This window comes from Dechloromonas sp. ZS-1 (assembly GCF_039649255.1).
In the GTDB taxonomy this organism is placed as follows: domain Bacteria; phylum Pseudomonadota; class Gammaproteobacteria; order Burkholderiales; family Rhodocyclaceae; genus Azonexus.
Genome location: NZ_JBDIYD010000007.1, coordinates 120,668 through 138,203 on the forward strand (window position 1 = coordinate 120,668; position 17,536 = coordinate 138,203).

21 protein-coding genes and 3 tRNA genes are annotated in these 17,536 nt (G+C 60.3%); 10 read left to right on the plus strand and 14 right to left on the minus strand.

Annotated features, from left to right (window positions below; translation table 11 throughout):
* Position 1: 1 nt before the first annotated feature.
* On the plus strand, positions 2-841 hold the full coding sequence (serB, locus tag AACO21_RS10960) for a phosphoserine phosphatase SerB (protein WP_346192554.1): 840 nt from the start codon (positions 2-4) through the stop codon (positions 839-841).
* Between the two features lie 112 nt (positions 842-953).
* On the opposite strand, the gene trxC is transcribed toward serB, so the two are convergent.
* On the minus strand, positions 954-1,409 hold the full coding sequence (gene trxC / locus AACO21_RS10965; RefSeq protein WP_346192555.1) for a thioredoxin TrxC: 456 nt from the start codon (positions 1,407-1,409) through the stop codon (positions 954-956).
* A 78-nt stretch (positions 1,410-1,487) separates the two neighbouring features.
* Positions 1,488-3,059 (minus strand): sensor domain-containing diguanylate cyclase, encoded by a 1,572-nt coding sequence (locus tag AACO21_RS10970; protein WP_346192556.1) that lies wholly within the window; start codon positions 3,057-3,059, stop codon positions 1,488-1,490.
* Positions 3,060-3,235: 176 nt separating this feature from the next.
* On the opposite strand from AACO21_RS10970, the gene AACO21_RS10975 reads away from it, so the two are divergent.
* From AACO21_RS10975 to AACO21_RS10990, 4 genes are all read left to right on the plus strand, one after another.
* Positions 3,236-4,102 carry a DUF6671 family protein gene (locus AACO21_RS10975; protein WP_346192557.1) on the plus strand — a complete coding sequence of 289 codons (867 nt, stop codon included), beginning with the start codon at positions 3,236-3,238 and terminating at the stop codon, positions 4,100-4,102.
* Between the two features lie 255 nt (positions 4,103-4,357).
* Positions 4,358-4,561 carry a cold-shock protein gene (locus tag AACO21_RS10980; RefSeq protein ID WP_234086575.1) on the plus strand — a complete coding sequence of 68 codons (204 nt, stop codon included), beginning with the start codon at positions 4,358-4,360 and terminating at the stop codon, positions 4,559-4,561.
* Between the two features lie 90 nt (positions 4,562-4,651).
* Positions 4,652-4,903 carry a translation initiation factor IF-1 gene (gene infA, locus AACO21_RS10985; RefSeq protein ID WP_346192558.1) on the plus strand — a complete coding sequence of 84 codons (252 nt, stop codon included), beginning with the start codon at positions 4,652-4,654 and terminating at the stop codon, positions 4,901-4,903.
* A gap of 27 nt (positions 4,904-4,930) precedes the next feature.
* Positions 4,931-5,116, plus strand: a complete 186-nt coding sequence (locus AACO21_RS10990) for a hypothetical protein (RefSeq protein WP_346192559.1) — start codon at positions 4,931-4,933, stop codon at positions 5,114-5,116.
* 90 nt (positions 5,117-5,206) lie between these two features.
* Here AACO21_RS10990 and AACO21_RS10995 read toward each other — a convergent pair whose 3' ends face one another.
* From AACO21_RS10995 to cysE, 11 genes are all read right to left on the minus strand, one after another.
* Complete coding sequence (locus AACO21_RS10995) at positions 5,207-6,880, minus strand: methyl-accepting chemotaxis protein (protein ID WP_346192560.1); 1,674 nt, start codon at positions 6,878-6,880, stop codon at positions 5,207-5,209.
* 498 nt (positions 6,881-7,378) lie between these two features.
* The gene (gene iscX, locus AACO21_RS11000; protein ID WP_346192561.1) at positions 7,379-7,573 is read right to left on the minus strand and encodes a Fe-S cluster assembly protein IscX; all 195 of its coding nucleotides are present in this window, start codon (positions 7,571-7,573) and stop codon (positions 7,379-7,381) included.
* Entirely contained in the window at positions 7,570-7,914 is a 345-nt protein-coding gene (gene fdx, locus AACO21_RS11005; RefSeq protein WP_346192562.1) for an ISC system 2Fe-2S type ferredoxin, read from the minus strand. Before fdx ends, iscX begins: the two co-directional genes overlap by 4 nt.
* Entirely contained in the window at positions 7,911-9,791 is a 1,881-nt protein-coding gene (hscA, locus tag AACO21_RS11010; protein WP_346192563.1) for a Fe-S protein assembly chaperone HscA, read from the minus strand. The genes fdx and hscA overlap by 4 nt, the downstream gene beginning before the upstream one ends.
* 12 nt (positions 9,792-9,803) lie before the next feature.
* Positions 9,804-10,331 (minus strand): Fe-S protein assembly co-chaperone HscB, encoded by a 528-nt coding sequence (gene hscB / locus AACO21_RS11015; RefSeq protein WP_346192564.1) that lies wholly within the window; start codon positions 10,329-10,331, stop codon positions 9,804-9,806.
* A 156-nt stretch (positions 10,332-10,487) separates the two neighbouring features.
* The gene (gene iscA / locus AACO21_RS11020; protein WP_346192565.1) at positions 10,488-10,811 is read right to left on the minus strand and encodes an iron-sulfur cluster assembly protein IscA; all 324 of its coding nucleotides are present in this window, start codon (positions 10,809-10,811) and stop codon (positions 10,488-10,490) included.
* 2 nt (positions 10,812-10,813) lie between these two features.
* On the minus strand, positions 10,814-11,197 hold the full coding sequence (gene iscU / locus AACO21_RS11025) for a Fe-S cluster assembly scaffold IscU (protein ID WP_346192566.1): 384 nt from the start codon (positions 11,195-11,197) through the stop codon (positions 10,814-10,816).
* 44 nt (positions 11,198-11,241) lie between these two features.
* A complete protein-coding gene (locus AACO21_RS11030) occupies positions 11,242-12,453 on the minus strand; it encodes an IscS subfamily cysteine desulfurase (protein WP_346192567.1) in 1,212 nt (403 codons plus the stop codon).
* Positions 12,454-12,498: 45 nt separating this feature from the next.
* Complete coding sequence (locus tag AACO21_RS11035; RefSeq protein ID WP_346192568.1) at positions 12,499-13,656, minus strand: cysteine desulfurase family protein; 1,158 nt, start codon at positions 13,654-13,656, stop codon at positions 12,499-12,501.
* Between the two features lie 5 nt (positions 13,657-13,661).
* Positions 13,662-14,156 (minus strand): Fe-S cluster assembly transcriptional regulator IscR, encoded by a 495-nt coding sequence (iscR, locus tag AACO21_RS11040; protein ID WP_346192569.1) that lies wholly within the window; start codon positions 14,154-14,156, stop codon positions 13,662-13,664.
* Between the two features lie 58 nt (positions 14,157-14,214).
* A complete protein-coding gene (gene cysE, locus AACO21_RS11045; protein ID WP_346192570.1) occupies positions 14,215-14,964 on the minus strand; it encodes a serine O-acetyltransferase in 750 nt (249 codons plus the stop codon).
* 189 nt (positions 14,965-15,153) lie between these two features.
* Between cysE and AACO21_RS11050 the strand changes: the two genes are divergently transcribed.
* The 3 genes from AACO21_RS11050 (at position 15,154) to AACO21_RS11060 (ending at position 15,463) form a co-directional block, all read left to right on the plus strand.
* Positions 15,154-15,238, plus strand: a tRNA-Leu gene (locus tag AACO21_RS11050).
* Positions 15,239-15,256: 18 nt separating this feature from the next.
* Positions 15,257-15,332, plus strand: a tRNA-Gly gene (locus AACO21_RS11055).
* A 54-nt stretch (positions 15,333-15,386) separates the two neighbouring features.
* Positions 15,387-15,463 (plus strand) — tRNA-Val (locus tag AACO21_RS11060).
* Between the two features lie 200 nt (positions 15,464-15,663).
* Here the strand turns inward: AACO21_RS11060 and AACO21_RS11065 are convergent.
* Entirely contained in the window at positions 15,664-16,644 is a 981-nt protein-coding gene (locus tag AACO21_RS11065) for an FAD-dependent oxidoreductase (protein WP_346192571.1), read from the minus strand.
* 101 nt (positions 16,645-16,745) lie between these two features.
* Between AACO21_RS11065 and AACO21_RS11070 the strand changes: the two genes are divergently transcribed.
* Both AACO21_RS11070 and AACO21_RS11075 read left to right on the plus strand, forming a co-directional pair.
* Positions 16,746-17,204, plus strand: coding sequence for a DUF3429 domain-containing protein (locus AACO21_RS11070; RefSeq protein WP_346192572.1), 459 nt, complete (start codon positions 16,746-16,748; stop codon positions 17,202-17,204).
* A gap of 2 nt (positions 17,205-17,206) precedes the next feature.
* Positions 17,207-17,533: a hypothetical protein gene (locus AACO21_RS11075; protein WP_346192573.1), complete on the plus strand. Its 327-nt coding sequence runs from the start codon at positions 17,207-17,209 to the stop codon at positions 17,531-17,533.
* Positions 17,534-17,536: the final 3 nt, after the last annotated feature.

Consider the following 17,536-nt stretch of genomic DNA (forward strand, 5'->3'; position numbering starts at 1 on the left):
GATGAACCTCATCATCCAGGGCGGCGCCCTGCCGACCTTCCTGCTTGACCGCATTTTGGCCGCCACCGGGGCGTCGACCGTCGAGCCGCGTCCGCCGCAAGTGGTCCGCCTGCTCAATGCCAGCCGCACCCCGGCTTTCGACGAACTGATCCCGCTGATCGAAGCCGAAAAGCTGGACTGGGCCTTCGTGCCGGCCGGCAAGAAGCTGGCCGACTTCGGCCTGATCTGCTTCGACATGGACTCGACGCTGATCACCATCGAGTGCATCGACGAACTGGCCGACTTCGCCGGCAAGAAGGCCGAGGTTTCGGAAGTCACGGAAGCCGCCATGCGCGGCGAGATCGACTACCGCGAAAGCCTGCGCCGTCGCCTGGCACTGATGGCCGGGCTGGATGCCCGCGTCCTGGCGCGGGTTTTCGGCGAACGCCTGCTGCTTTCCGACGGCGCCCGCGAACTGCTCGAAGCCTGCAAGAATGCCGGCCTGCGCACCGCGATCCTGTCTGGCGGCTTCACCTACTTCACCGAGCGCCTGCGCATCGAACTGGGGCTCGACTTCGCCACCTCGAACGAACTGGAAATCGTTGGCGGAAAATTAAGTGGCCGCGTCGTCGGTGACATTGTCGATGCCAGTGCCAAGGCCCATCACCTCCTGCGCCTGCGCGACGAGCTGGGGCTCACGAAGGATCAGGTGATCGCCTGCGGCGATGGCGCCAATGACTTGCTGATGATGGCCGAAGCGGGTCTCTCCGTGGCTTTCCGCGCCAAGCCGGCAACCCGTGCCAAGGCCGATGTCGCCATCAATTTCGGCGGCCTCGACGCCCTGCTCAATCTGTTCGACTGAGCCCGCACCTGGCCAATACCCGGCCAACACCCGGCCAACACCAGAACGGCCTGCCTGCGCGCAGGCCGTTTTATTTTCTGCGGCGCCCACTCAGCAGCGCACAGAGGACCCGTCAGAGGCCTGCCTGACTCAGCCCCTGCGCAATCCAGCGCTGAATGCTCACGGCGTCCATCGCGCCCGCCTGACGCTGAATTTCCCGCCCACCCACAAACAGAATCAGGGTTGGGATGCTACGAATGCCAAAGCGCTGCCCAAGCGTCGTTTCAACCTGGGTGTTGATCTTGGCAAAGCGGATGCCCGGCATCTCCGCCGCCGCCTGCGCAAAGGCCGGCGTCATCATGCGACATGGTCCACACCAGGGCGCCCAGAAATCAACCACCACCGGCAGTTCGTTTCTGGAAATATGCTTTTCAGCGATGTCGACCGTCAGATCGAGCGGTTTCCCGGTGAGCAAGGCCTGATGGCATTGACCGCACGCAGGCCCCTCCGGCAGACGTGCCGACGGCAGACGATTCACCGCATGACAATGCGGGCAGACCAGATGGAGCGAAGGGGTATCAGCAGACATCAACGTTTCCTTATGAGGTTCAAGGCTGATATGGAGGGCCGCAGCCGAAATTCAAGCCCCCTGATTCTCCACGCCCCCTCAGACGGGCTGCGTCATGGCCGATCCCGCCGCAACGGCAACACCATTGCGCCCGGCATGCTTGACCGAATACATCGCCAAATCAGCCGATTTGCAAAGGATGTTCATTGAAACCCCATCCTCAGGATAAAAGGCGATCCCGATACTGCATGAAACAGAAAGGGGGCCGGCTTCAGTATCAATCGGCACGGCAACGGCCTCCAGCACCTTTTCTGCCACCTTCTGAACATCGTCAGGGGAGGCCAGATGATCGATCAAGGCAATGAATTCATCCCCACCCATACGCCCGACCGTATCACTCGCCCGCAACGTTGCCACCATGCGGTGCGCCACCTCAAGCAGCACCTGATCCCCCACCGTGTGGCCGAACCGATCATTGATTTCCTTGAAATGATCCAGATCGATCAACAGCAAGGCAAAGCGCTGACCGCTGCGTGCCGCACGCAACGCCAACTGCTCATAACGATCGGAAACCAGCTGGCGATTCGGCAAATGGGTCAGGACATCATGGGTCGCCAGATAAGCCGCGCGCTGGTGATCCAGTTCTGCACGATTCAAGGCATGCAGGTGGCGATAAGCGAGCATCGGCACCATGAAAAGGGAGAGCACGAGCAACAGGGCCATGGAAAGCGTATTGGCAGTCATCAGATCGCTCCAGACAACCTGTTGTGAAAACTGAATGGAGAGCGGTTGAGATGTGCTTTTGCTTGAAAAAACATAGGAAAACCGGGGGAGCGTCAGCCTGTCCAGAGACGATGCCGCCGCTTCTGCCTGTTGCCAGACAGGCCCAGACACCACGCCGGAAGCCGCCAAACGGGCTTCGATCCCGATCCCCGTCAGTCCGGTAGCGCCCTCGAACAGGCGATCGACTTTAACCACCATCAAGGCGAGCATCTGATCGCCAAACAGATTCAGCTTCCCTGTCGGCGCCAGGGCAGCCCGCCGTTCAACCGATCGCAACAGAATGTAAGCACTGCCACCTTCATACAATTCAAACACCGGCGATGCGATGGCATCCTGTTTTGCCAGCGCAGTCTGCATCGTGCCGGCAAGATATTTCACAGACTCGAGCCGCACGCCATAGATCGGCTCAGTCTGGCTGCTACGCGGAAAGAGAAACAGGATCGGCCAAGACGCCCCCTCCAGCCCGTCAACTTGCCCGCCTTGCGTGGGCGCGATGTCCGAAAAACGCTTGAAAGAGAAGTCTGACTGAAGCAGTGCCTGCATCTGGCGCGCAAGCGTGGGTTCTTCAAGCGGTGCTACCCGTCGCGCCACTTCCAGCATGTAAATGTGGGGGTAAGCCCCGACAACCGGCGCAGCAAAAGAGTCAGCCAGGAATCCGTCACTCTGATCAACCGCGCGCAAAAATGCAGAAAACGCCGTAATCACCACATCATTCGTGCTCAAACGCTGCTCGATACGCTCCGCCAAGCCTTGGGCCTGAGCGATGAACTCGTGTTCACGATGGATCAGTTCTGCACGCATCAACTGATGCGCAAGCATCAGCAAAGCCAGCATCCACAAGAGAACCAGCGGGATGAAAACAGGTCTTACTCGCAGCAACCCCGGCATGAACGACGCCTCCTTATCTATGGATTTTAGGCCAATCCAGAAAAAATAAAATATCGCAAAAGTAATAACACCTAGAAAATCACTCCGAATAAACGCAGCCCAAATGCATCGCCTATGAATCAGACACGCATCAACCTGCTTAACCTCCTCGCCCCGAGATGAGCAACGATCAAGACATGACAGCAAGCAGCAGCCCGCTCTTGGCACGCCTGACAAACAGCAACCTGGCGCTGGTCACCCGGCACGGCAAGGAGAAACTCTTGGCGCCGCTGCTCGAACCGGCGTTGGGCTGCCATCTTCTGCATATTGATAGCGTCGATACCGATGCGCTGGGTACGTTTACCCGGGAAATCTCGCGCAGGGGAAGTCAGCGCGAGGCCGCAAGACAAAAAGCAGCCCTGGGTATCGAACGATCAGGCAGCGCGTTCGCCCTGGCCAGCGAAGGGGCCTTTGTGCAGGATCCCTGGAGCGGCATCCTGCCCTGGAACATCGAAATGGTGCTGCTGCTCGATGCAAAAACCGGACAAGAAATCATCGGCATGGCCCAGGGGCCGGCCACCTGCTTCCAGCAGGTCGTGCGCGATTGGCCCAGCCTGCAACGATTTGCCGCCCAGGCCGAATTTCCCAGTCATCACCTGGCTCTGCGCCCGGATCACGCCGAGCATCCTGCCGTCGTCAAAGGCATCGATTCGCTGGCCACACTGCGCGCTGCTTTTGCGGCGGCCTTGGCCCAAAGCCGTCAGCAACAGGTATTTGTCGAAAGCGACCTGCGCGCTCACTGCAACCCCAGCCGCCAGCAGATCATCGTGAAGGCGGCGGAAAATCTGATCGCGCGACTGCAATCAATCTGCCCCGCCTGCGGTGCTGTCGATTTCTGGATCAGCGGCACGGTCAAGGGCAAGCCGTGCCGTGCCTGCGGGAGCGCTACGTCAGAAGCCCGCGCTGAACGCTGGCGCTGCCCCTGCTGCCACCATGAAGCACTACGCGACCGCCCACTGTTGCCGCTCGCCGATCCAGCCAACTGCGAACGCTGTAATCCATGAACCTTTGAGGCGCCCCTCATGTTGCAAAATTAACGAAAAAACAGGGTTTTACATAGAAATATTGAATTAATGTTTGCTATTGTTCGCCGCACCCTGTATTGTGCACCGCAGCGAATTTAAGTAGTGTCGTTGTTTAGTCGGTTTAGTGCCCGTAGTTCTCAGGTTCCAATCCCCCATTCGTACCTCGCCGTCTTGATTTCGCCCCACTCTGGGGCTCCGCCCCGTTACAGATATTTTTTTACGGAGTTTCAAGACATGGCTACTGGCATCGTCAAATGGTTCAATGATTCCAAGGGTTTCGGCTTCATCACCCCGGACGGCGGCGGTGAAGACCTCTTCGCCCACTTCTCGGCAATTCAGTCCAAGGGTTTCCGCACCCTGGCTGAAGGTCAGCGCGTTTCCTTCGACGTGACGACCGGCCCGAAGGGCAAGCAAGCTAGCAACATCCAGGTCGCCTAATCACCCTGGCTACCCAGCCCCCGAGCCTGGCGCCGGGGGCTTCCAGGAAGGGCTTGCCCCTTCCTCCTCCCTGACTGACTGGAGCCCATCATGGCTAAAGAAGAATTGCTGGAAATGCAAGGCGTCGTCATGGAAGTCCTCCCGGACTCCCGTTTCCTCGTATCGCTGGATAACGGGCACTCGCTGGTCGCGTACACCGCCGGCAAAATGCGCAAGCACCACATCCGCATCATCGCGGGTGACAAGGTCACGCTGGAGCTTTCTCCGTACGACCTCTCCAAAGGCCGTATCACCTTCCGTCAAATTGAAGGTCGTACTGCCGCCCCGCGCGTCCGACGCTAAGTCGGTCGGGCACGACTGAAAGACTGAATGAATCTGGAACAAAAAAGAAACGCAGCACAACAACTCTGCAGCAAACTGGACATCACTGTCCTCCCTTACGGGAATGCCTGGTGGCTACTGGGCGACAGCATCAACCAAGTGACCGGCGAAATCGCCGGCCTCTCCGAAGCGGGCTTGAGGCAAATGCAGCGCCCGCACTTCTCCAGAACCTGAACACGGTTCGTCGCGCCGGGTGAACCATCCCCGGCCCATCCGCAAGCAGTCCAGGCCGCAACCGGCCTGCCTGCTTGTCCCAACACAAAATCAAAGCGTGAAACTGCCCGCAGTCGCTTGCAACTGACTGGCCAGGGCACTCATCTCGCGCGCCGTATCCGCCGTCTGACGCGCCGCGACGCCGTTTTCTTCAGAAACCTGCGCCACCTGTTCGACACGCTGGGCAATCTGCTGGCTCGCACTACGCTGCTCGGCAATCGCCAGCTCGATGTCGGCCACCACATTCACCACCTGATCGACGCTCTGGCGGATCTGCTGAATGGCCTGCCCGGCCTGGCTGGCCAGCGCAACGCCACGATCCACCTGCGCAATGGCCTTTTCCGTCGTGGTCACGGAAGAATGGGTATCGGCCTGAATGCGATCGATCATCTGCGCGATTTCGGCCGTCGCCCCTGAGGTCCGTTCGGCGAGTTTGCGGACTTCATCTGCTACCACGGCAAATCCCCGCCCGCTTTCACCGGCGCGCGCTGCTTCAATCGCCGCATTCAGCGCCAGCAGATTGGTCTGCTCCGCCACCTCGCGGATCACCTGAACAATGCTCGAAATCCGGGCCGAACTCTCGCTCAGGGAATGAATGTCGCTGGCGGTCGACTGAACCGCCGTCGCGATCGCGTTGATTTCACCAATGGCCGATTCAATGATATTGCCGCCTTCCGTAGACATCCGGCCGGCATCACGGGCCGTACGCAGGGCATCTTCCGTGTGATCGGCAACCAACTGGATACTGACGGCCATTTCCTCCACCGACGCGGCCATCGAAGAGGCCGATTCGGACGAAGTTTCAGAAGCGATGGCCACCTGCTCTGCTGCACTGGCCAATTGATGTGCGGCACTCTCCGCACGCGACACCCCATCGACCATCTCGCCAACCAGGGTGCGCAAACCTTGCTGCATCTGGTGCTGATACGCCATCAGGCTGTCGCGATCATCTTCCCGAAGGCTGACGCGGGCCCTGAGATCCCCCTTGGCAATCTGCTCCACCATCTGTTTCGCCACAGCAGGCTCTGCCCCCAGCGTCCCCAGAATACGCCGAACAATGAGGCTCCCCAACACCACCAGAATCAGCATGGCCAGGGCACTGAAAGTCAGCACCCTGACTTCTGCAGCGGCCCCTTTTTCTGCCGACTGACGCTGAGTCTCGCGGGCAATACCCGCGTTGATTTCGATCAGTTGATTTAAGGTGCGCTCCGCCTCGACAAAGGCCTTGCTCGTGTTGTTCAGCATCTGCAAATAGTCGCGCCGCACACCTTCGCCTCGCAGCGCCTGCTTGCCTTCTGCTGCACGCGCGATGAAGTCGGAGAGATTTTTCTCGACCCCGCGCCAAGCCGCCCACTCGGCCATGAAGGCTTTCCAGGCCACCTCCTCCTCGGCAGAACGAGGCAAAGGCTCATACACTTTCCAGGCAGCATCGATCCGCGCCCAGATTGCCTGCTTGCGCTCATACACAGTCTGAATGTCCTTGAGTTCGACCTCCTGGTCCAGCATGGCGGCCATGTAGCGGTTCGCAGAGCGAATCGCCGTCTGCCCCTCGACAATCACACCCAGACTGCGAATAGAGGGCACCACCACCTGATTCACTTCACTCAGCAGCGTCTGCAGACTGCGCACGGCATTCAGGCCAACAGAGCCGATCAAGACCAGCGCACACAGGGCAACGGCCACCAGACCGATCAAACCACCGCGCACCGAGAAGGTTTTGGGCATCGCTTTTTCCTTGCAGGAACAAAGCGCAGATCATGTCACATGTTGAGAACCACTCTCATTTAATTGCATCATCTATTACACACTGATACACAAATGTGACAACAGAGCAAAAACAAGCAGATTCGAATACGCAAATTCGCTGCTGAAATACCAACTCATGGCAACAGGCAGGCTCGCCACGCCGCCCAAATACTCAGGTTGCGCGCATTTCAATCAAAGCGAAAGAAAGCCCGAAATGCACACCATCCGGGAGCAGACGGGAGGTCCGGGCAAGCTCCCCAGGAAAACATCCTTCCCGGCAATGCGTCTAATCGGGTTCGCGACCAGCGACGCCGGATCGAGCGGCGAGACGGCACCTTGGGGGCGAGCTCAAGAAAATTGGCGCCAGCCGCTGTGGCAGATCAAGCACCGCTACCCCCGGCAGCGAATCCGGCGCAGCCGGACGTGCAAGGTGCGGTTGCGGCCCCCGGGGCCCGCACGATAGAGGCCAACGGCCGATCAGGCGACTTCGTCGATCCAGGCCTGCTGGATGGCCTCAAGGATCTTTTCGCCGCAGCGCTTGGGGTCATCGTCAAAGCCCGGCAAGGCCATGACCCAGTCACGCAGATCGACAAAATTGATCTTGAGCGGATCGACATCCGGATGGGTGTCGGTCAGTTCAATGGCGATGTCGTTGATATCGGTCCATTTCATTTGCGATGCCCTTCCTTCGCCATGTTGATGCTGTATTTCGGAATTTCGACCACCAGCGGGGTCGACCGTACGATGGCCTGACAGGCCAGGCGGGAATTCGGTTCCAGGCCCCAGGCCTTGTCCAGCATGTCCTCTTCCAGTTCCTCAGCGTCCTCGAGCGAGGCAATGCCTTCGCGCACGATGACGTGACAGGTGGTGCAGGCGCAGGACATCTCGCAGGCATGCTCCAACTCGATATCGTTGGCAATCAGGTTTTCGCAGATGGACTTGCCCTCTTCCGCCTCGATCACGGCACCGTCCGGGCAGAGTTCAACATGCGGCAATACGATCATCTGGGTCATTTTTCTTCTCCCGTCGGCAGTTCATCGACCTTGCGGCCGGCCAGTGCACGCTTGATGCTCTGGTCCATGCGGCGATGGGCGAACTCCTGGGTCTCGTAACCCAGATCGTCCATCGCGATATTGATCAGGCGGCGATTGTCGCCGGTGATGGTGTCTTGCAGCTTGGCAATGGTGGCGCGAATTTTTGCGATTTCCGCTTCGGAGAGCAGATGCGGGTCTTCGGCCAGCGCTGCCTCGGTGGCTTCGATCATGCGCTCCGCCTCGACCTGCGCTTCGCGCAAGGCGCGCGCCATCGCATCATCCTTGGCATGCGCCAGGGAGGTCTTGAGCATGTCGGCGATTTCGTCATCGGAAAGGCCGTAGGACGGCTTCACCGTGATGCTCGACTCCACGCCCGTGGTCTGCTCGCGGGCCGTGACCGACAAGAGACCATCGGCATCGACCTGGAAGGTCACGCGGATACGGGGGGCACCCGCCACCATCGGCGGGATGCCGCGCAATTCGAAGCGGGCCAGCGAACGGCAGTCCGCCACCATCTCGCGCTCGCCTTGCACTACGTGAATGGCCATCGCGGTCTGACCGTCCTTGTAGGTCGTGAATTCCTGCGCACGCGCCGTCGGAATGGTCGAGTTACGCGGAATCACCTTTTCGACCAGACCACCCATGGTTTCCAGGCCCAGGGAAAGCGGAATCACGTCGAGGAGCAGCCAGTCATCCTTGCCGGTCTTGTTGCCGGCCAGCAGGTTGGCCTGGGTGGCGGCACCCAGCGCGACCACCTTGTCCGGATCAAGGTTGGTCAGCGGTTCCTGGCGGAAGAAATCGCCCACCGCTTTCTGTACCTGCGGCATGCGGGTGGCACCGCCGACCATAACCACGCCCTTGACGTCATCGACGCGCAAACCGGCATCGCGCAGCGCCTTCTTGACCGGCTGCAGGGTCTTGGAAATCAGGGTCTGGGTGATCTCGGCAAAGGTGGCGACATCGAGCTTCACATCGACCATTTCGCCGGAATTGAGGCGGGCCGTGATCGGCGCTTCCGGATTCAGGGTCAGGAATTCCTTGGCTTCGCGGCAGCGCATCATGAGCAGACGCGCATCTTCCGGCGACAAGGGCTGCAGGCGGGCCTGTTCGATGACCCAGCAGAAGATGCGGTGATCGAAATCATCGCCCCCCAGCGCAGAGTCGCCACCCGTCGCCATGACCTCGAACACGCCCTTGGTCAGCTTCAGGATGGAAATATCGAAGGTCCCACCACCCAGGTCGTAGACGGCATACACGCCCTCGGCCGCGTTATCGAGGCCATAGGCGATGGCCGCGGCCGTCGGTTCGTTCAGGAGGCGCAGGACATTCAGGCCGGCCAGACGGGCTGCGTCCTTGGTCGCCTGACGTTGGGCGTCGTCAAAATAGGCCGGCACGGTGATCACGGCACCGACCAGTTCACCGCCCAGCGCGGCCTCAGCGCGCAGCTTGAGACTTTTCAGGATGTCGGCGGAGACTTCGACCGGGCTTTTAACCCCGGCCACCGTCTTCAGCTTGACCATGCCCGGTGCTTCGACGAAGTCGTAAGGCATGGATTCCAGATGGGCGATGTCCTTCAGGCCCCGGCCCATGAAACGCTTGACGGAAACGATGGTGTTTTTGGGGTCGACCGCCTGATGCTTCTGGGCGTTGTAGCCGGTCTCGATGGTCCCATCCGGGTGATAGCGCACGATGGAAGGCAGCAAAGGACGGCCCTGCTCATCATTCAGGCAGACCGACATGCCGCTGCGCACGGTGGCGACGAGGGAGTTGGTGGTACCGAGGTCAATGCCAACCGCCAGCTTGTGTTCGTGCGGGGCTGCGGATTCGCCGGGCTCGGCGATCTGGAACAGGGCCATGAGTCGTCTCTTTCAGTCTTCCAACGATGCGATGGCATCGTCGATTTCACGCAATAGTTTTTCCAGGAACATCAGACGGCGCACGCGATCCGTGGCCTGCACCGCATCCTGCCGATCATCGAGCAGCTCGCCCAGTTCGGCGTAGCGCGTGCGCAGATCATCTTCCAGCCGATGGTAGAGATGCTCCAGTTCGTGATGGTCGCCGCCATCGCGCGCCTCCATCACTGCCTCACGCCATTCCATCTGTTCCATCAGGAAATCGGCCGGCATCGCCGTATTGCTTTCCGCCTGGACATCGTGCCCAGCCAGGGTCAGCAGGTATTGGGCCCGCGCCAGCGGTCGCTTCAGAGTCTGATACGCCTCATTGGCGCGTGTCGCCCACTGCATGGAGACACGCCGCTCCGCTTCGCCGGCATGGGCAAAACGGTCCGGGTGCACCTGCGCCTGAATGTCGCGGTAGCGCGCATCCAGCGTGGCAAGGTCGATACGGAACGCCTTCGGCAAGGCAAAGAGCGTAAAAAAATCAGCAGTCAGATCCACCTGGGGCCTCACGACAGTGGCGCATCAGCAAGCCATCCATTCAAAACGAAAGCGGGGCCAGGCCAGCCCCGCACACCGCACCGGCAAGAGATTAACCACCGGGAAAACACGCAGCATCCGCCAGACGGGGCAAACCGCGCCCCGTCACACCGGCACTCAGACGTTGAAGGACTCGCCGCAGCCGCACTGGTCCTTGACGTTCGGGTTGTTGAACTTGAACCCTTCGTTCAGGCCTTCGCGGGTGTAATCGAGTTCCATCCCATCCAGGTAAGGCAGGCTTTTCGCATCAACAAACACCTTGACGCCATTGCTCTCGAAAACCTGGTCTTCCTCGCTGACCGTATCAACGAACTCAAGCTTGTAAGCCATGCCCGAGCAGCCGCTGGTACGCACCCCGAGACGCAGACCGATACCCTTGCCGCGCTTGGCCAGGAAATTGGTGACGTGCGTTGCCGCCTTTTCGCTCAAGGTGATGGCCATGCTTACTCTCCGTGCTTCTTCTTGTAATCGGCCACGGCTGCCTTGATGGCATCCTCGGCCAGAATCGAACAGTGGATTTTAACCGGCGGCAGGGCCAATTCTTCAGCGATTTCGGTGTTTTTGATCTCGAGGGCCTGCTCAACCGTCTTGCCCTTGACCCATTCGGTCACCAGCGAGGACGAGGCGATGGCCGAGCCGCAACCGTAGGTCTTGAACTTGGCATCCTCGATCACACCGGCCTTGTTTACCTTGATCTGCAGCTTCATGACGTCGCCGCAAGCCGGTGCGCCGACCATGCCGGTACCGACCCCGTCGTCTTCCTTGCCGAAAGAACCAACGTTACGCGGATTCTCATAGTGATCAATGACTTTGACGCTATAGCTCATGTTATTTCTCCGTTATCTCAGGGGGTTTTCGTCGTGGCGTTCGATCAGTGCGCAGCCCACTGCACCGTGCTCAGGTCGACACCGTCCTGAACCATTTCCCACAGCGGCGAAAGTTCGCGCAACTTGCCAACTTTCGACTTCAAGAGGTTGATTGCATAGTCAATTTCCTCATCCGTCGTGAAGCGACCGATGGAGAAACGAATGGAACTGTGCGCCAGTTCGTCATCACGCCCCAGGGCGCGCAACACATAGGACGGCTCCAGGCTGGCCGAGGTACAGGCCGAACCGGAGGACACAGCGAGGTCCTTGATGGCCATGATCATGGACTCACCTTCGATGTAGGCAAAGCTCATGTTCAGGTTGTGCGGCACGCGCTGCTCGAGATCGCCATTGACGTAGGTGCACTCGATTTCCTTCAGGCCGTTCAGGAGCTTGTCACGCAGACGGCGGACGCGGGCATTTTCCTCGGCCATCTCTTCACGCGCCAGACGGAAAGCTTCACCCATGCCGACGATCTGGTGGGTCGCCAGGGTGCCGGAGCGGAAACCGCGCTCGTGGCCACCACCGTGCATCTGGGCTTCCAGGCGAATACGCGGCTTGCGGCGGACGTACAGGGCACCGATTCCTTTCGGGCCGTAGGTCTTGTGCGCGGAGAAGCTCATCAGATCAACCTTCAGCTTGGCGAGGTCAATCTCGACCTTACCGGTCGCCTGGGCAGCATCGACGTGGAAAATCACGCCCTTCTCGCGGCAGATTTCGCCCATCTGTTCGATCGGCTGAACCACGCCGACTTCGTTGTTCACAAACATCACGGAAGCCAGCACGGTATCCGGACGAATCGCCGCCTTGAAGACATCGAGATCGACCAGACCGTTTTCCTGGACATCGAGATACGTAGCTTCAAAACCCTGGCGCTCAAGTTCGCGCACGGTATCCAGCACAGCCTTGTGCTCGGTCTTGACCGTGATCACGTGCTTGCCCTTGGTACCGGCGTAAAAATTAGCGGCGCCCTTGATGGCGAGATTGTTCGACTCAGTTGCCCCGGAGGTCCAGACGATTTCCTTCGGATCGGCATTGACCAGGGCCGCCACCTCGGCGCGCGCCGCTTCGACCGCCTCGTCCGCTTCCCAGCCGAACGCATGGGAACGCGAAGCCGGATTGCCGAACTTCTCGACCAGATACGGAATCATTTTCTCGGCGACGCGCGGGTCGACCGGGGTGGTTGCCGAGTAATCCAGATAGATGGGGGTTTTCATCGTTATGTTCTCGCTTCTCGCTAGGTCGGTCTATGTCCAAACAGGCTAGTTTAACAAGGCTGTCAGCCCCTGCAGTCGACCGACCGTCTGCTGCAGGGTATGGATGAATCGTTCAATCTCGTCGGCCGTGGTCGTCGCACCCAGGCTGACGCGCACCGCACCGCGGGCAATTTCAGGCGCCACCCCCATGGCACGCAGCACATGAGAGGGCTCCGGGTTGGCGCTGGAACAGGCCGCACCGCTCGCCACCGCAAAGCCGTCGCGATCGAGCTTGCCGACCAGGGTTTCGCCATCGATATCGGGAAAGGCGAAATACGCGGTATTCGGCAAACGCGGCGCCTGCTGCGCAAAAATCGTTGCACCCAGCGCAGCCAACCCGGTTTCCAATTGCATTTGCAACTGACGCAGGCGTTGCGGCAATTCGGCAGCGCGTCGGGCCGCAAGTTCCGCTGCGACGCCAAAACCCACGATGGCGGCCACATTTTCAGTCCCGGAGCGCAAGCCGCGCTCATGACCGCCACCGGCAATCAGGGGCTGCAGTTCAACACGTTTATCCAGAATCAGGGCGGCGACGCCCTTCGGGCCGCAGGCCTTATGGGCCGACACGGTCAACGCATTCAGACCCGCCGCATTGAGCGCACGGAAATCGATGGCGTGCTTGCCCAGCATCTGCACCGCATCGCTGTGGAACCAGGCACCGGCAGCCTTGGCAAGCGGCGCCAGGGACACAATATCCTGCAGGACACCGGTTTCGTTATTGGCGGCCATGACCGAGACCAGACGCGGGCGCGCCTGCATGACTTCGGCAAAGCCGGCGGATTCGACCCGCCCAGCCGCGTCGACCGCCAGCATGTGACAGGTCCAGCCTTGACGCGCCAATTGAGCAGCCGGTTTCAGAATACAGGGATGCTCGACCGCACTGACCGCCAAAGCCGAGGGCTTCATGGTCGCAGCCGCACCTTTGAGAAACAGATTATTGGCTTCGCTGCCACCGCTGGTGAACACCACTTCGGTTGCATGCGCATTGACCGCCGCCGCCACCCGCTGACGCGCCTCATCAATGGCCTGACGCGCTTGCCGGCCATATTCGTGACGACTGGAGGCATTGCCGAACTGGCTTTCCAGCCAGGGCAGCATGGCCGACAGCACCGCCGGATCGAGCGGGGTCGTCGCGTTGTGATCGAGGTAGACGGGGCGAAACATGATGATCAGACCGTGGCCGCTGCCTTTTCGCGCGGCTTCGGGTGCGGCCCTGCCAGACGCAGATCCTCCAGCACCGCTTCACGACCACCCTGCTTGGCCAACTCGCGCTCGACCAACTCCGCCATGGTGACCGACGAGAGGTATTCGTACATCTTGCGGTTCAAGGTGCTCCAGAGGTCGTGCGTCATGCAGCGATGCTCGTCGTGGCAGTTTTCACGGCCACCGCACTGGGTCGCATCAAGCTGCTCATCCACGGCGCGAATGATCTCTGCAATGGTCAGCTGATTGAGCGGGCGGGCAATGCAATAACCGCCCCCCGGCCCACGCACGCTATCGACCAGCTTGTAACGACGCAATTTGCCGAACAGCTGCTCGAGGTACGAGAGGGAAATCTTCTGACGCTCGCTGATGCTGGCCAGCGACACCGGACCATCCTGCCCGCGCAAGGCCAGGTCCATCATCGCCGTCACTGCAAAACGCCCTTTGGTCGTCAAACGCATCTTCGCTCTCCAGAAAATACCGTACTATTTCTGTCAACTATACAGAAGCCAGACAAAATTAGTCAACTATTTTACTCAGGTATTGCGGATCAAACCGATCCGCCGCCTGCACCTCTTGATCGCATTTCACGCCCTGCTCCGCCAGTTCGCGCAGCAGGCTGGCCAGACGCCGATCGGTTTCCGCCGCATGATCAAGCAGACCATGGATGGCCTTGGCCAGCGGATCATCCTGATCGCGCGCCACGGCATAGGCGGAAAACCCCATCTTCTCGGCCTGCGCCTCGCGCTCACGGCTCTCGCGATCAATGATGCGCGCCGGATTACCCACCGCTGTCGCCCCCGGCGGCACCGCCTTGGTCACCACCGCATTGGAACCGACCTTAGCGCCCGCACTGATCGTGATCGGCCCCAGCACCTTGGCGCCCGCACCGACCACCACACCATCTTCCAGGGTCGGATGGCGTTTCCCTTTATTCCAGGAGGTCCCACCCAGCGTGACGCCGTGATACAGGGTGACATCGTCCCCGATCTCGGCTGTCTCGCCGATCACGACACCCATGCCGTGATCGATGAAGAAGCGACGACCGATGGTCGCACCCGGGTGAATTTCGATGCCGGTCAGCATGCGCGACAGATGGGCCGTAAAGCGGGCCAGCCAGCGCAGGCGATGCCCCCACAACCAATGCGCAATGCGATGAAAGATCAGGGCGTGGATACCGGGATAACAGGTCAGCACTTCCCAGAACGAGCGAGCAGCCGGGTCGCGGTCGAAAACCGCCCGAATATCCTCACGCAGGTGCCGGAACATGAAGCCTGATCTCCACAAAAACCAAAGGGGTAATTCTAAAATAATCGAGTAAATTTGTCAGCTATTTTTCACCCGACATCGCCGTGGACCGCCGGAAAGCCAGAGCATTCCTGGCAATAGCAAAAAATTTTTGAAAAATACTTGCCATCCCCGGAACCCCTCCCTATAATGCGCGCTCTTTCGACGCCTGCCCAGGTGGCGGAATTGGTAGACGCACTAGTTTCAGGTACTAGCGCTTAACGGCGTGGAGGTTCGAGTCCTCTCCTGGGCACCAAAAATTTGGCATCGAAATGCGGGAGTAGCTCAGTTGGTAGAGCGCAACCTTGCCAAGGTTGAGGTCGCGAGTTCGAGACTCGTCTCCCGCTCCATCCCCCCCTTGTCGGGATGGCCGGACTGCAACAGTCCCTGCAAGCATAAAGCCTGCGTCCTTAGCTCAGCTGGTTAGAGCGCCACGTTGACATCGTGGAGGTCGGCGGTTCGATTCCGTCAGGACGCACCATTCTCCTGTTTTGTTGCTTTCGATTTTTACCGTCTCCGCGCTTTAGCGCAGGTGCGCATCGCATGCCATTGGGCGTGGTGACGCTGTGCAAGCACGCCATCTGGCATGGCTTTGCCCGCATCAAGGCAGACAGCATGCCCTGATGCAGAGGCTGCACAGTCCCTGCATCACACGGGGTACAAGGCGGGTTCAAGACGGGTTCAAGGCGAACCCATCGCTTCAGCCAGGCGGACACCGCTCAACCAGGCGCCTTCGACACGCCCGTCCGCCAGCCAATCGCCACACAGGCCGATGCCCTGCCCGGCAGACCACTGGTAAGCGCAAGCAAGCGGCGTCGCCGTATCGGCATAACGCCAGCGATGCGCGGTCCATGCTGCCGGCGCAGGTGCCCCCAGATCACGAAAGGCCGCCAGCAAGGCCTCGGCCACCCGCTCGGGTTCGGCCTCGATATGCGCCTCGCTCCAGACGGTCGACGCCTGTAGCAGCCAGGTTTCGCACGATGGGCGCCCCGGCTTGCTGGTTTCGCGAGCCACCCAGCGCAAGGCGCCGCGATTGACGAAGGCGGCATCAAAGGGAAGCGCCAGTGGCGTCGCATAACGCACCATCAGGGTCCACGTCCCCGTCATGCGTGCTTTCGCCGCCAACCCGGCCAGCTCAGGTGCCACATCGGCGAGCAGCGGCTGTGCCTGGGGTGCCGGCACGGCCAGCACCACGGCGCGAAACGGCTGGGCCAGCGCACCAGACTCCAGGGTATGCACGTACCATCCAGCCGGCGAGGGTTCGAGCGCATGCACCGTTTGCTGTAACTGCAAGGACAAGGCATCCGCCAGGTAACGGGCGGGGGCAGTCATGCGGGGAACGCCGACATAGCGCACGGGCTGCGCCCCGGACGATTCGCTCTGCTCTCCACCGATCACTGCCAGGCGGGGCGTCCAGGATGCGGCCACGCCGGCACGTTGCCACGCGCTGACTTCAGCCATAAAGCGCGGATCGCTCGCCGTGAAATAGCGCGCCCCGTGATCACACTGCCAGTCATCGCCGCGCCGCGTACTCATGCGCCCGGCCGGCCCCCGGCTTTTATCAAGCACCGTCACCTGCCAGCCTGCCGCCTGCAAGGCACGCGCGCAGGCCAGGCCGGACAGACCGGCACCGATGACGCAAACCGTTTTTAAATTATTCATTTTTGTCCTGGACAAATAACATCAAAAACCTAATATTAAGGAAAAACAGGCCGGATTAGAAATCTTGTCCACAACATCTGATCAAACCACGCAAGCCGACCATGATGACGCCACTCGCCGCCCCATATCCCAAAAGCACCGCCTGGCTTGGCTACGGCGGTCTACTGCCTTTCCTGATGCTGCCCGCCGTCGCCTGGCTCGACCCGCATCATGCGCTCTGGTGGCTTGATGCGCTGCGCGCTTACGGTGCCGTGATTCTGACCTTCGTCGGCGCCCTGCACTGGGCCTTTGCCATGACCCTACCCGAGTTGCCGCCTTCGCGACGCACCGCGCTGTACATCTGGAGCACGCTGCCCGCCCTGATCGCCTGGCCGAGCCTGATGCTCATCCCCACCGCGGCCTGCCTGCTGCTGATCATCGGCTTCGTCCTGCATCTTGTTCAGGACAGACGCCTGGTCCATATTGCCGACTTGCCGGATTGGTATCTGCCGCTGCGTCTGCGGCTGACGACGGTCGCCTGCCTCGCGCTGGGGGTCGGTTTCTGGCTGGGGTATCGCTGATCATGGCCGGTTTTTTCAATCGCCTGCCCGGCTTTCAGCGCTCGCCCGCCGGCATCGAACGCCGCCTGCTGCGCGCGCTACCGCGCCTGACCGTGATCGGCAGCCTGCTGCTGAGTGCCCCCGCCCTGTTGAGCCGGGTCCTGGTCGGGCTGGACCTGCTGCTGATTGACCCCGCACAGAGCGGGCTGATCGATATTTATGTAATCGGGCTGGTGATTTTGCACTGGACGGTGATGTTGACCGTCGGGATCGGGTCGTTCATCGTGATGGTCATGAAAGGACCGGCGTATGTCGCCGACCCTTACCCGCTGAACGAAGCCGACGATTAAAGC

Bases quoted from the DNA above. Each gene is read 5' to 3' on its own strand.
- serB (WP_346192554.1), top strand. From the start codon at position 2: ATGAACCTCATCATCCAGGGCGGCGCCCTGCCGACCTTCCTGCTTGAC.
- trxC (WP_346192555.1), bottom strand. From the start codon at position 1,409: ATGTCTGCTGATACCCCTTCGCTCCATCTGGTCTGCCCGCATTGTCAT.
- AACO21_RS10970 (WP_346192556.1), bottom strand. From the start codon at position 3,059: ATGCCGGGGTTGCTGCGAGTAAGACCTGTTTTCATCCCGCTGGTTCTC.
- AACO21_RS10975 (WP_346192557.1), top strand. From the start codon at position 3,236: ATGACAGCAAGCAGCAGCCCGCTCTTGGCACGCCTGACAAACAGCAAC.
- AACO21_RS10980 (WP_234086575.1), top strand. From the start codon at position 4,358: ATGGCTACTGGCATCGTCAAATGGTTCAATGATTCCAAGGGTTTCGGC.
- infA (WP_346192558.1), top strand. From the start codon at position 4,652: ATGGCTAAAGAAGAATTGCTGGAAATGCAAGGCGTCGTCATGGAAGTC.
- AACO21_RS10990 (WP_346192559.1), top strand. From the start codon at position 4,931: ATGAATCTGGAACAAAAAAGAAACGCAGCACAACAACTCTGCAGCAAA.
- AACO21_RS10995 (WP_346192560.1), bottom strand. From the start codon at position 6,880: ATGCCCAAAACCTTCTCGGTGCGCGGTGGTTTGATCGGTCTGGTGGCC.
- iscX (WP_346192561.1), bottom strand. From the start codon at position 7,573: ATGAAATGGACCGATATCAACGACATCGCCATTGAACTGACCGACACC.
- fdx (WP_346192562.1), bottom strand. From the start codon at position 7,914: ATGACCCAGATGATCGTATTGCCGCATGTTGAACTCTGCCCGGACGGT.
- hscA (WP_346192563.1), bottom strand. From the start codon at position 9,791: ATGGCCCTGTTCCAGATCGCCGAGCCCGGCGAATCCGCAGCCCCGCAC.
- iscA (WP_346192565.1), bottom strand. From the start codon at position 10,811: ATGGCCATCACCTTGAGCGAAAAGGCGGCAACGCACGTCACCAATTTC.
- iscU (WP_346192566.1), bottom strand. From the start codon at position 11,197: ATGAGCTATAGCGTCAAAGTCATTGATCACTATGAGAATCCGCGTAAC.
- AACO21_RS11030 (WP_346192567.1), bottom strand. From the start codon at position 12,453: ATGAAAACCCCCATCTATCTGGATTACTCGGCAACCACCCCGGTCGAC.
- AACO21_RS11035 (WP_346192568.1), bottom strand. From the start codon at position 13,656: ATGTTTCGCCCCGTCTACCTCGATCACAACGCGACGACCCCGCTCGAT.
- iscR (WP_346192569.1), bottom strand. From the start codon at position 14,156: ATGCGTTTGACGACCAAAGGGCGTTTTGCAGTGACGGCGATGATGGAC.
- cysE (WP_346192570.1), bottom strand. From the start codon at position 14,964: ATGTTCCGGCACCTGCGTGAGGATATTCGGGCGGTTTTCGACCGCGAC.
- AACO21_RS11065 (WP_346192571.1), bottom strand. From the start codon at position 16,644: ATGAATAATTTAAAAACGGTTTGCGTCATCGGTGCCGGTCTGTCCGGC.
- AACO21_RS11070 (WP_346192572.1), top strand. From the start codon at position 16,746: ATGATGACGCCACTCGCCGCCCCATATCCCAAAAGCACCGCCTGGCTT.
- AACO21_RS11075 (WP_346192573.1), top strand. From the start codon at position 17,207: ATGGCCGGTTTTTTCAATCGCCTGCCCGGCTTTCAGCGCTCGCCCGCC.